General features: G+C 34.7%; 9 protein-coding genes and 2 pseudogenes. All 11 read left to right on the top strand.

Annotated elements, in window-relative coordinates; genetic code table 11:
- The first annotated feature begins 293 nt into the window (after window positions 1–293).
- The 11 genes and pseudogenes from BA1379B_RS04760 (at window position 294) to BA1379B_RS04710 (ending at window position 13,126) form a co-directional block, all read left to right on the top strand.
- Window positions 294–950 (top strand): hypothetical protein, encoded by a 657-nt coding sequence (locus BA1379B_RS04760; RefSeq protein WP_078692441.1) that lies wholly within the window; start codon window positions 294–296, stop codon window positions 948–950.
- 222 nt (window positions 951–1,172) lie between these two features.
- Complete coding sequence (locus tag BA1379B_RS04755) at window positions 1,173–2,093, top strand: sulfite exporter TauE/SafE family protein (RefSeq protein WP_078673938.1); 921 nt, start codon at window positions 1,173–1,175, stop codon at window positions 2,091–2,093.
- A gap of 2 nt (window positions 2,094–2,095) precedes the next feature.
- The gene (locus tag BA1379B_RS04750) at window positions 2,096–2,896 is read left to right on the top strand and encodes a TIGR02186 family protein (RefSeq protein ID WP_035006880.1); all 801 of its coding nucleotides are present in this window, start codon (window positions 2,096–2,098) and stop codon (window positions 2,894–2,896) included.
- A gap of 351 nt (window positions 2,897–3,247) precedes the next feature.
- On the top strand, window positions 3,248–4,681 hold the full coding sequence (gene xseA / locus BA1379B_RS04745; RefSeq protein ID WP_078692440.1) for an exodeoxyribonuclease VII large subunit: 1,434 nt from the start codon (window positions 3,248–3,250) through the stop codon (window positions 4,679–4,681).
- A pseudogene (locus tag BA1379B_RS04740) lies at window positions 4,659–5,286 on the top strand (DNA-3-methyladenine glycosylase I). The gene xseA and the pseudogene BA1379B_RS04740 overlap by 23 nt, the downstream one beginning before the upstream one ends.
- 677 nt (window positions 5,287–5,963) lie before the next feature.
- Window positions 5,964–7,584: pseudogene (locus BA1379B_RS04735) on the top strand (ABC transporter substrate-binding protein).
- Between the two features lie 182 nt (window positions 7,585–7,766).
- Entirely contained in the window at window positions 7,767–9,374 is a 1,608-nt protein-coding gene (locus tag BA1379B_RS04730; protein WP_035007378.1) for an ABC transporter substrate-binding protein, read from the top strand.
- Window positions 9,375–9,542: 168 nt separating this feature from the next.
- Window positions 9,543–10,556, top strand: coding sequence for an ABC transporter permease (locus BA1379B_RS04725; protein ID WP_371441550.1), 1,014 nt, complete (start codon window positions 9,543–9,545; stop codon window positions 10,554–10,556).
- A gap of 3 nt (window positions 10,557–10,559) precedes the next feature.
- Window positions 10,560–11,477: an ABC transporter permease gene (locus BA1379B_RS04720; RefSeq protein WP_078692439.1), complete on the top strand. Its 918-nt coding sequence runs from the start codon at window positions 10,560–10,562 to the stop codon at window positions 11,475–11,477.
- Window positions 11,470–12,339 carry an ABC transporter ATP-binding protein gene (locus tag BA1379B_RS04715; RefSeq protein ID WP_078692438.1) on the top strand — a complete coding sequence of 290 codons (870 nt, stop codon included), beginning with the start codon at window positions 11,470–11,472 and terminating at the stop codon, window positions 12,337–12,339. The genes BA1379B_RS04720 and BA1379B_RS04715 overlap by 8 nt, the downstream gene beginning before the upstream one ends.
- A gap of 1 nt (window position 12,340) precedes the next feature.
- Entirely contained in the window at window positions 12,341–13,126 is a 786-nt protein-coding gene (locus BA1379B_RS04710; protein ID WP_035006889.1) for an ABC transporter ATP-binding protein, read from the top strand.
- Window positions 13,127–13,363: the final 237 nt, after the last annotated feature.

Raw genomic sequence — 13,363 nt, 5'->3', positions numbered from 1 at the left:
TATAGTAATAATTATGGGAAACCAAATCATTTAAAATTGAATTTTATCATAGCTCTTTTTATTTATATAAGCTTCTCTGTATTTATTTGTATTTTTCTCTCTATTTTTAACGCATAGTTTTTGTTTCGTCTCAATATTTATTCTATTTGGTTATAAAAATAGGTTTAGCCTCCTTAATTTTATACAATTATTTTCAATTTTTTTACTATTCTTAAAACTCTATTTACTAAAATAGGTCACATTTTTCATTAATTAATATGATTCATATTGAATGTAGGTAAGGGGTGGGATCTGTGAGTATTAAACACGATGTTCTGAAGCCAGTTAAGCATAAACATTGTTCTCCTTCTACTGTTAATAAAATTCAGGAAATACAAGCACCTTATGGAATAAGAATGTCAGATATTTCTGCTAAGTTACGGTATGTTTATGAAAAAATGCAGATAAAAAAAGCGCATAATCGGTTGGCTAAGCAGGGCCCTGTAGATGATAGTATAGAGTCTTATTTAAATGAAATTAGTCGGGCTATTTTGGCTGAGCATTACGCTCGAAATCAGAAAGAAGAAAAACTTTTTGAAGATTTAGAGCAAATTAAAATACTGGTTCAAACTCTTCTTTGTGAAAAAGAAAATTTACAAAAAACAATCATAAAACAATGTAAATCCTCTTCACAATCAATTAATGCAGTTGTGTACTATCTTGCACATATAGTGCGTGAAAAAAATAAGAATTCTCAATCTTATGAAACGTCCAATATTTTGAAAAAAGATAAAATGCAGCCAGGACAAAAAAATACCGATGATGTATCAGAACAAGAGGATATAAGTTCCTTATCAACGAGTTCTACAGAATCATTGAAAAATTCTCTAACAGATAAAAATTCATCCGATGTTCACTTCTTAAGTGGTTTCTTTACAGGGGTTCGGCGTGCATTTTCTTTCAAAGAATAGTTTTTAGAATATACTTTTACGTTATTATGTAATCTTGTCTATTATTAGTTTTAGTGTGTTGCTCTTCAGTTACATGAAGAATATAAGAGATGTGTTATGAACGCTCATGTATATCTTTGCGGCAATATGTATGATGTCAAAGTTGTCTTATAAAGATAAAGATAAAAAATATTGAAAGAAAAAATTAAAAACAAATCTTAAATTTTTGAATATTTTGAATTAGTGAGTATTTATTTACCAATTGCTGAATTGTCATTGAGTATGCTGATTTTAATTAGCATGGGGGCGGTCGTTGGTTTTTTTTCAGGTCTTTTTGGAATTGGTGGTGGTTTTTTAATTACGCCTTTATTGATTTTCTATAATATTCCTCCTACCATTGCTGTTGGAACAGGAGCTAATCAGGTAATTGCGTCATCTGTAACGGGAGCAATTACGCATTTCAAAAAACGTACTCTTGACATTAAACTTGGTATTCTTTTGGTGATTGGAGGAGGAATTGGATCTTTGGTCGGTATTCAAGTTTTTTCTCTTCTCAGAAAATTAGGGCAGTTAGACTTTATGATTTCACTTCTTTATGTCTTCCTTCTTGGAAGTATTGGAAGTTTGATGATGGTTGAAAGTTTATGTGCTATGATGCGACGATGCAAAAAAGAAAAGGTCACTTCTCATTCTCCTCGTTATTATAATTGGATCGATCGATTGCCATTTAAAGTTTATTTTCAAGCGTCGATGATTTATGTAAGTATTATTCCAGTTTTAGGAATTGGTTTTGTTGTAGGGTTATTGTCTTCCATTATGGGCGTTGGTGGGGGATTCATTACAGTGCCGGCACTGATTTATCTTTTACACGTTCCGACCAGTGTGGTGGTTGGAACTTCGCTTTTTCAGATGACATTTGTATCAGCTTTTACCACCGTTCTGCAAAGTGTAAGTAACCAGTCGGTTGATATTGTTTTAGCTTTTTTACTTACGATTGGAGGGGGAATCGGAGCCCAATACGGAATAAGGACTGGACAAAAGTTAAAAGCAGAACAATTACGTCTGGCACTTGCGTTTCTTGTTATAATTGTGTGTATGCGCTTAGCTTTCCAGTTATTTATACGCCCTGATAATCTTTTTTCTCTTGTTATTCTTATGGGATGATAATGGATAAATTTTTCCTCTTATTTATCATGTCAAGCTGGTTTTGTGTTGTTTCTTTCTCTATAGAGGCACAGGGCAGTGAGGAAGTTGGATCAGAAGAGAAGGAGGTTATGCAGATTATTGTTACAACAAATACGATTACAGTTGGGGCAAATTTTTCTGGTCATGATCTTTATATTGCTGGTGTTTTGGAAAATATGAATCCGTTATTCCGCCAACAAAATCGTTACGATGTTATAGTTAGTTTAGAAGGGCAAACTCGATCGATCATTGTAAGAGAAAAGAAACGTAAGTTAGGAATATGGGTTAATGCAGATTCCGTAACTTTTAAAAATGCTCCTCTATTTTATTCAATGGCAACAACGCGTGAAATAGAGAATATCACTGATGCTGAGAGTTATAAACGTTTAGGTCTAGGATTACCTTATTTTTTTCTTTCAACCAATGAAAAAGATCAAGAAAAAATACAAAGTTTTCGTAGTGAGTTGATAAATTTGCAGAAAGCTAAAAATCTCTATCATGAAGAAGTGGGTGGTGTTTATTTTGGTTCTGGTTCCTTATTTACAGCACATTTTCAATTGCCTGCAAATGTTCCTGTTGGACGTTATCATGTGAATGCTTACCTTTTCCGTGATGGGCAGTATGTAAGTAGTGCGACAACTACTCTTGAAATTGTTAAAGCACATGTTGTCTATACCATTTTTCATGAAGCACGCAAACACAGCTTTTGGTATGGAATAGCTGCTGTTCTTGTTGCTGTCATTACAGGATTTTTGTGCCGTTTTGCTTTTCGGAAAGAGTAGAATAAAGAAAAAACTGTAAGGCGTTTAATTTTTCTGTTGAATGATGATATAAGAAAAAAGATAATAATATTTTATTGCTTAAATATAAACTTCTTTTTCTGAACAATGCTTCCATCAATCAATATTTGTATGCGATAAGAGTGAATGTGGTGTTGATATTAAAATAACATGGAAGAAATTTAAAAAATTATAATTCCTGTTGTCGGTAAAGATTTAAAAGTCTATCTTTCCTAAAAAAGATGAAAAGGGTTTCATCCAAGAAGATGTGTTATGGACAAAAAGAATGAAAACATATGTCATCTTATCAGTATAGTTTAGTCTATCATCAATATAAGCGAATTGAAGAATACGATGGATTTGTTTCTTGAAAAATCAGTAGCAACAAATGCGGCAGAGTTTAGTGTTTCTGAAATAGCAGGAGCTTTAAAACGTATTGTTGAAGAAAAGTTTGGTTATGTACGTGTGCGTGGCGAAATATCAGGTTATCGTGGTGTACACGCTTCAGGGCATGCCTATTTTGCTTTAAAAGACGATAAAGCTCGATTAGAAGCTGTTATTTGGCGAGGTGTGATAGAAAAACTCCAATTTCCTCCTGAGGAAGGAATGGAAGTGGTTGCTGTAGGTAAGTTAACAACTTATCAGGGATCATCAAAATATCAAATTATTATTGACTCTCTTGAGCCAACAGGGGTTGGCGCTTTGATGACTCTTTTAGAAAATCGTAAGAAAAAATTTGCAGACGAAGGCTTGTTTGATGAGGCGAAGAAAAAAAAATTGCCTTATATGCCTCGTGTTATAGGAGTCGTGACGTCACCAACAGGAGCTGTTATCCGTGATATTATTCATCGTATATCAGACCGTTTTCCTTTACATATTTTTGTTTGGCCTGTACGGGTCCAGGGAGAGACTAGCGGTCAAGAAGTAGCTGCTGCTATTGCTGGGTTTAACGCTCTACCTTTAGAAAGTGCTATCTCTAAGCCTGATCTTATTATTGTGGCGCGTGGTGGGGGCAGTTTAGAAGACCTATGGGGATTTAATGACGAAGCAGTTGTCCGTGCTGTTAGTGTATCTGCTATTCCAATTATTTCTGCAGTTGGGCACGAAACAGATTGGACACTCATTGATTATGTTGCAGATTGGCGAGCACCAACTCCTACAGGAGCAGCGGAAAAAGCTGTACCAGTTAAATTCGATCTTGAAACACACTTAGCTTCACTTAGCTTACGCTTTCGCGTAGGAGCGGCGCGTTATTTTAGTTTTTATAAACAAAAATTATCTGCTGTTGTACGAGGTCTTCCTACTGCTGATCAGTTATTTGCTTTGCCGCGGCGTAGTTTTGATGAAATTTCAAGTCGGTTACAACGTGCTCTTTGTGTTAATTATGATAAAAAACGTTTTTATTTTTATACACTTGTTATCCGACTTTCCCCACGTTTGTTGAATACTAAAAAAGCACAACAAAATACAAAAGAGTATACAGTACGCCTTCATCATGCTTTTTTACGTAATGTTGAAAAAAAACGTGCCCAAATAAAAATGGCATTTAGACTTTTAAAAAGTACATCTTATCAAAGTATTTTAGAGCGTGGTTTTGTTTTAGCCTTAAGGCAAGAGAATAAACCAATTAAACGATTAGCACAGTTTCCTAAAACAGGACAGATAAGCTTACGATTTTTTGATGGTGAAATTAATGTTTCAACTTGTAATTCTATGTCTAAGAGCGTTCCAAAACCGAAGAAGCGATTAAAACAGTGGCAGGATGATGATCAAGGAACGCTTTTTTGATAGGGTGAATATTCATGCTTGATAAAGGTCTTCTTATGGGTAAAGATGGAAAAATTCGTTGTTCGTGGGCAGGGACTGATCCACTTTATTGTGCTTATCATGATGATATATGGGGAAAGCCTGTTTTTGATGATCGTCTTTTGTTTGCACAAATTTGTCTTGAAGGCTTTCAAGCAGGACTTGCTTGGTTAACAATTTTAAGAAAAATATCCAATTTTTATGATGCTTTTGATGGTTTTGATTTTGAAAAGATTGCACAGTATGATGAAAAAAAAATAGAAATATTGATGCAAGATAAAGGCATTATTCGCCATCGAGGTAAAATTAGATCAGTTGTTAATAATGCTCTCAAAGCTCAGGAAATTATAGCAGAATGGAACAGTTTATCTCATTATTTTTGGTCTTTTCAGACACTACAGTCTGAACAATATGAGAAGACAGATTGTCAGACATGGAAAACTAATTCTGTAACGCCTGCGTCTATCCGTCTTTCTAAAGATTTAAAAAAGCGTGGTTGGATATTTGTTGGCCCTATTACTTGTTACGCTTTTATGCAGGCAGTAGGGATTGTTAATGATCATCTTGAAGGATGTTTTTGTCGATAAATTTGCACAATATTTAAATGTTTATGTAGGGTGTATGAGATCTTTTCAGTTGATAAATTAATATTTTAAGAAGAAATTTTGCATCTAAGCTTAAAAAAATCTCTCTTCACTAGAGTGCTTAATTAGGGGAGGGATATTGATGTAGTGCATAATTTAATATTTAGAATTTTATGATATTTCTGAAAGAGAATAAATATTAAAATTAAAAAGAGTATGTTTTTGTGAAACTCTATGATAAATTTATTTTTCAATGAATAAAATACATTGAATTGTATGTTGTTTTTTGATTACGGTAATTTGGGGAAGTGATCAGAGAGATTGGTGTTCTGTATTTTATAGCGTTTTGAAGACTTAAAATGCAAAGATGGCTTGTTTTTTAGTTTGGTCTTTAAAAGTTAGGTCGCTTTTAGTCGAAGCAGTTATTCAAAAAGATTTGATATATTTACAATACCAAAATATCATGCTACGGTCGTGCTTAATTATCAAAAAGAGATTTGGATATGGTGAGTAAAGTGTTTTTTATAATGCAATGAAGAAATAAGTTTTATTGATTAAGAAAGTAATAACTATGTATACAGAGATACTTGTGTTATGTTTACTTAGTGTTTTCTGATGTAAATTCATTGATTTATATGTAAGCGGCTGATCTATATAATAAAATTCTGGAAGGAAAGTCCATGAATATGAAAAAGAATATATTGAAAGCGAGCTGTTTTTTTGTTTCTGTTCTTGTATCTATAAGCATTTTTGAGCAAAAAACACTAGCAAAAACACCTGTTGATACGTTTGTAATGGCTTGGAATCTTGATGCAATTAAAACGTTTGATCCAGCACAAATCAATGATGTTTATAGTCATGAAATTATTCTCAATATTTGCTCTAGTTTGGCTGATTCTTCTCCCAATGATGCAACTAAGATTATTCCTAGTTTAGCAAAGAGTTGGGATGTTTCAGGTGAAAATAATACAGTAATTACCTTTCATTTGCGTGATGATTTGAAGTTTTCTGATGGTCGATCTGCTAATGCTCATGATTTTGTTTGGAGTATGAAACGGATTGTTGAATTGGATATGGCAGGTGCAACGGCATTTAAAGAGTATGGTATTACCAAACAAACAGTTGATGATGCTATTCAAGCATTAGATGAAAAAACTGTCGTGATGAAATTTGATAAGCCATATTCAGCAGAGCTCATTCTTAATAGTATTGCTGCTAATCGTGTTGCTCTTTTGCTTGATCGTGAAACAATTCTGAAACACGAAAAGAATGGTGATATGGGCAGCCAATATCTAGCGACTCATTCAGCTTGTGTTGGACCCTATCAGTTAATCGATTGGCGTGCAGGAGAAGCAGTATTGTTAGGTGCTAATCCTCATTATTGGGGGGGAAAAACCGAAACTCAAAAAAATTCTGATCCGCCATGTTGCTGAGCCAAGTACACAACGTTTATTGCTAGAAAAAAAAGATGTTGATGTCGCTCGTGATTTGACGGTGGATATTTTAGAAGATCTTCAAGAAAAAACAGATGTTAAGGTTGAAAAAGTATTGCAGTCAGCCATGTTTTATTGGGGATTTAATATGACACATCCTATTTTATCCAATGAAAAAGTGCGTTTGGCTCTGCGTTATCTTATTGATTATGAAGGGCTTGGTAAAACAGTGTTGAAAGGTACTGGTATTCCTCGTGCTAGTTTTATGCCTATCGGAAGTTTAGGTGCTTTAAATGAAAAAGAAGGATTGCCTTTTAAGCTTGATCTTGAAAAAGCTAAGCAGCTTCTAACTGAGGCAGGGTATCCAAACGGATTTGAAATAAGTGTTCTTATAGGAACTTCTAATTCTTTGCAGATTGTTCAATCCATTCAAGATAATGCAGCAAAGGTTGGTATTCGTCTGAACATTAAGCGTCTTGCAGGAACACAGCTTTTTTCAAAAGCTTATGCACGTGCTTTTGAAACAATTATTTTGGGATGGAATAGTGAGTCTGTAGATCCTCATACGACAGCTTCACGGATTGTTTTCAACCCTGATAATCAGTTTGAGTCTAAAAATACAGCTTATCCTAGTTGGCAACATGGGTATTTTGATGAAGAGATGAATCAAAAAGTTCAAGACGCTTTGTTTGAAAAAGATCAAACAAAACGGGCACGAAGATATGTCGATTTACAAAATGAATTTATGCAAAAAGGACCTTATGCTTTTCTGTATCAGAAATATAATGTTGTAGCCATCTCCCCTGTTATTAAAAAATGGAGTTGGAATAGTGCATCGCGCATTTTCTATCATACAATTGAAAAATAAATACATATTGGATTATGCGATGTGTAAAGGGTAAGTAATTCGCGCAATCGAGTAAAAGTATATTTCTCTATACATAGAACCTGAAAAATAAGGTGCTGTCTTATAATTGAATAATCATCATCGATTTTTGTTTGAAAGGGTTGGTACAATAAAAAATGCAAACTGAATGGCTGTATAAGAAAATGTTTAAGAGAATTTATGCTTTATTAGGATCAATTGTTTTTTTTAGTGGATTAATGCCAATAATGTTGCATGCATCCCCTAAAAATACATTAGTGATGGCATGGAGTATTGATTCGATTACCAGTTTTGATCCAGCACAATCTGTAGAAGTTGTAACGAGTGAGTTATTGACGAATATTTGCAGTGCATTGGTACAGTATGATCCACATAACTCTACAGAAATTCAGCCTGCTATGGCCAAATCTTGGGATGTTTTGGATGATGGGAAAAAAATCATTTTTCATCTTCGTGATGATTTAAAATTTGATGATGGAACATTAGCAACTGCACAAGATCTTGCTTGGTCAATGCAACGGGTTGTTAAATTAGGATTGAGTTATGCTCAATCTTTAAAAGATTACGGATTTACTGAAGATAATGTTGAAACAAAGATCCAAGCTCTTGATGATAAAACTTTACAAATGCAATTTGATAAACTTTATCCTTTGCGTCTTATATTGACTGTAATTGGACAATCTTATGCTTCTGCTTTGCTGAATCGGCAGAAACTCGAAATGCATGCTGTTAATAATGATATGGGAAATAAATATTTAGCGACTCATTCAGCGTGTGTTGGGCCTTATAAATTAGTACGTTGGGCTCCCGGAGAGCGCGTTGTTTTAGAAGCAACACAACATTATTGGGGAGACGCGCCGAAAATTGAGCGGATTTTAATACTTCATGTGGCTGAATCAGCAAGTCAGAGGTTCCTTTTGGAAAAGGGTGTTGTAGATATATCCCGTGATCTCTCTTCAGAAGATATATTGGATATTGAGAAACAAGAGGGGCCTCTTGCAATTCATCGTGTTTTACGTCCACAGTCTGTTTATCTTTCGTTGAATAATAAGAATGTAATTTTTGCCAATGAAAAAGTGCGTTTGGCATTTCGTTATCTAGTCGATTATGATACGCTCGGTAAAACTGTTTTAAAAGGGATTGCTATTCCTCGTGCAAGTTATATGCCGTTGGGGATACCAGGCGCTTTAGATGAAAAAGAGGGTGTGCCATTTAAGTTGGATTTGAAAAAAGCAAAACAGTTAATTAAAGAGGCGGGCTATGTAAATGGCTTTAAGGCCAATCTTTTAATTGGCAGTTTGTCCTATATGTCATCTGTTGCACAAATTATTCAAGAAAATGCTCGTAAAATTGGGATTGAACTTTCCATTGAAAAAATGTCACAAGCTCAATTATTAAATCGTGTTCGTGGTGGAAATTATGATATTGCTATTATGAGTTGGAATACAGCTGACCCTGATGGGCATGCATCTTCATGGCATCATGTTTTTAATCCTGATCCGACATTTACTAAACCGTATAATATGCATTTGGCTTGGCGGGCTGGATATTATGATGCAAAGGCAAATAAAATGGTGATGGATGCTTTATTTGAAGAGGATAAAAGTAAACGCTTCGAGCAATATCGAGAACTACAAAATTATATTTTAAATCACGGTCCTATGGCTTATTTATTCCAGACATATTATACTATTGGAGTAGGACCTGCAGTGAAAAAATGGGTCTGGAATAGTTTCAGGCTTTATTATAATAAAGCTGAAAAATATATGTAATCAAATGATGAACGAAGTCATATGTAATGTATGGTTAAAATTTATTTGACTGTAGGGCGAGAAATATCGCTAAACTTATGTTTCATAAGTTGGTAGGGAAATATTATGATAACTTCATCATTGTCAAAAACGGATATAGCAGCATCGCCGAATCAGAAAAATTTCTATATGTCGGCCTTTTTTTTCAAAATTTTTAAACTTTTTATTTCGGTATTTGTTACGTTAATTGGCTTAATAACCATTACTTTTTTTATTGGTCGCCTTCTTCCTTTAGATCCTGTTATTGCTATTCTTGGAGATAATATTAGTCAAGAAGCTTACGATAAAATGTTCTATCGTTTGGGCCTTGATAAGCCATTGATCATTCAATATTGGACCTATCTTCAAAATATTTTTTTGTTTGATTTTGGAGATTCTTTGATTTCAGGGCGTCCTATTTTAGAAGATATCATGCATGTATTTCCTCCAACGCTGGAATTAGCAACAGTTGCTATTATTATTGGTACAAGCTTTGGTATTCCATTTGGTATCATTGCAGCAATGTACCGTAATTCACCCATTGATTATTTTGTACGTCTTTTTACACTGTGTGTTTACTCAACGCCAACTTTTTGGCTTGGATTGATGGCGTTATTGGTATTTTACAATAAGCTTGATTGGATTGGTGGTCCAGGACGTATTGATTTTATTTATGAATATTCTTTTGAAGCTAAGACGGGGTTTTTTCTTTTGGATACTGCAATGCAAGGGCAATGGGAAGCTTTTGGCAATGTTTTCAGTCATATTATTATGCCTGCTTTAATTCTAGCTTTTGGTGCTATGGCTTATATTAGCCGTATGACACGTGGATTTATGATTGAACAACTCAATCAAGAATATATTATTACTGCACGTGTTAAAGGATTATCATGGCGACAAACAGTTTGGAAGCATGCTTTTCGCAATGCTGCTGTTCAGATTATTACTGTTGTTGGACTTTCTTATGCTTTTTTATTAGAAGGTGCTGTGTTAACAGAAACTGTTTTTGCTTGGCCTGGATTTGGACGTTATTTAACGAGTGCACTTTTGGCAGGTGATATGAATGCGGTTGTAGCTTGTACACTACTTATAGGGTGCTTTTTTATTGTTATTAATTTACTTTCTGATTTATTTTATAATATTTTCGATCCAAGGACACGTTAAATTATGGCAATATTGCACAAAAACGAACCCCAATTAAAACATTGGTCAAATAAGCCTGTTCCACAGTCAGTTATTCAGGCAAATATACAAAAATTTTATTATTCGTTAATCCGATTTTTTCGTAATATTTCTGCTTTATTGGGTTTTATTATTATTTTTTCTATTATTGTATGTGCGATTTTTGCACCTTGGATTGCTACCCATGATGTTGTAAGCAATGATCTTGCTCATCGACTTCTTCCACCATCTTCATCGCATTATTTAGGAACAGATGAATTAGGACGTGATATTTTTAGTCGCTTAATTTTTGGTATGCGTATTACCCTTTATATTGTTTTTCTAACTACCATTATTGTGGCACCTATAGGACTCATTGTAGGGACAACAGCCGGTTATATAGGAGGATGGGTTGATACTATTTTGATGCGTATTGTTGATATTTTTCTTGCTTTTCCAAGTTTGATTTTAGCACTTGCTTTTTCGGCTGTTTTAGGACCAGGTATTGAAAATGCTGCAATTGCGATTTCAATTGCAGCATGGCCACCAATTGCACGTTTAGCGCGTGCTGAAACTTTGACAATACGCTTATCTGATTATGTTTCTGCCGTTCGTCTACAGGGAGCATCTTCTTTTCGAATTATTCTATTCCATATTGCACCGATGTGTATTCCCTCGGTAATTGTACGGTTAACGTTGAATATGTCTGCGATTATTTTAACGGCTGCCGGTCTTGGTTTTTTAGGATTAGGCGCTCAGCCACCCAGTCCTGAATGGGGAGCTATGCTTTCAACTGGTCGTGAATTTATGATGACAAGTTGGTGGTTGGCGGCAGTTCCCGGTTGTGCAATATTGCTTACGAGCTTGGGTTTTAATCTTTTAGGTGATGGACTTCGTGATATATTGGACCCGCGCAATGAGTAAAAAATTATTAGAGATAGAAGATTTACACATTTCATTTCCTATAACAGGTGGTATTTCAGATGTTGTGCGTGGTGTTAGCTTTTCTGCTGTGAGAGAAAAAATTGGAATTGTTGGAGAATCTGGATCCGGAAAATCAATAACTGGACGTGCGATTTTAAAACTAAATCCGAAGTCAGCAATCGTTAAAGCTAAAAAAATGCGTTTTGATGATATAGATTTGTTATCTGCGAATGAGTCTCAGATGCGTACTATTCGGGGAAAACGTATTGCAATGATTTTACAAGATCCAAAATATTCGCTTAATCCGTTAATGCGAATTGGGGATCAGATCATAGAAGCTTACCGTGTTCATTATCGTGTTTCAAAAATGGATGCGTGGAAACAGACAATTTCTATGCTCGAATCTGTTCATATTCGTAATCCTGAACATGTTATGCGGTTATTTCCTCATGAAATATCAGGTGGAATGGGGCAGCGGGTTATGATTGCTATGATGCTTATTTCAAAACCTGATTTAGTCATTGCTGATGAGCCAACATCCGCACTTGATATCACAGTTAGATCTCAGGTTTTAACGGTGCTGGATGAGCTTGTAACAAAATCTGGAATGGGACTTATTTTCATTAGTCATGATTTGAATGTGATTGCTAATTTTTGTGATCGTGTTTTGGTTATGTATGCTGGTCGTATCTTAGAAGAATTGTCAGCATCTGATTTATCTCGTGCACGTCATCCCTACACAAAAGCTTTGTTGGCAAGCTTGCCACGGCTTGATAATCCAGTTGATGTTTTAGCTGTTCCTGAGCGAGATCCTAGTTGGTTAGATGGGCCTGCAATTGTTCATGGTGTTGAAAGAGGTTAGTATGACCAATTATGAAAATATTGTTGATGTTTCTGATTTATCTGTAACCTTCGGACGTGGTTATCGAGCAACGCCAGTTGTGAAAAATGTTAATTTTCATATTAAGCGTGGTGAAGCTTATGGTTTGATTGGTGAATCAGGGTGCGGTAAATCAACTATTTTAAATGCATTAGTTGGGTTAGTTCCCTGTTCGAGTGGACAGGTCATTTTTGATGGAAAAGAAGTACCGCAGAAAAAAGATAAGGCTTTTCTACGTCGTATTCAAATGGTCTTTCAAGATCCTTATGCATCGCTTCATCCACGAAAAATGATTTATACTGCTCTTTCTGAAGCTCTCTCCATCCATAACATGGATAATAAAGAAGAACGGATACAGAATGTTTTGGATTCTGTTGGTTTAGGTTCTTCATTTTTTTATCGTTATCCACATGAATTATCTGGAGGTCAACGTCAACGTGTTGCTCTTGCGCGTGCTTTGATTATTGAACCAGCAGTTTTGTTACTTGATGAACCAACATCTGCATTGGATGTATCTGTGCAGGCTGAAATTTTAAATTTATTAAAATCATTACGACAAGAAAAACATTTGACTTATTTAATGGTTTCTCATGATCTTGCTGTTATTGCACATATATGCGATCGTGCTGGGATTATGCACAAAGGTGTAATTGTTGAGGAGTTAAGCAATAGCGATTTGCGTCATTTACACGCAAAAGATGACTATACAAAGATGTTTTTTAAATCCAGTATTGAGGCTATTGTTCATAGAGAAGAGAGAGCATTATAAGTCTTATGAGGAGATCAACTTTCTTTTTTAGATAGCTTTTTTCAAAACTAGGAATTTTAAAAGTATAGGGTGAAAAGTTAATTTGAATGATCAGGTTATGTTCTGTGTATATGATTATACATGACTTCATTATAAATCCGAGCAATTAATTCTGAACAACTCGTATTATTCTTTGTGCTCATACTGCTTTTAATCATTTTATTATAAAAATTGAAAATAAAAAATACAGAAAAATAA

This window comes from Bartonella sp. A1379B (assembly GCF_002022485.1).
GTDB classification, from domain to species: Bacteria; Pseudomonadota; Alphaproteobacteria; order Rhizobiales; family Rhizobiaceae; genus Bartonella; species Bartonella rochalimae.
The sequence above is the reverse complement of the archived record's forward strand: the minus strand, read 5'-3'. Positions and strand labels throughout refer to the sequence as shown.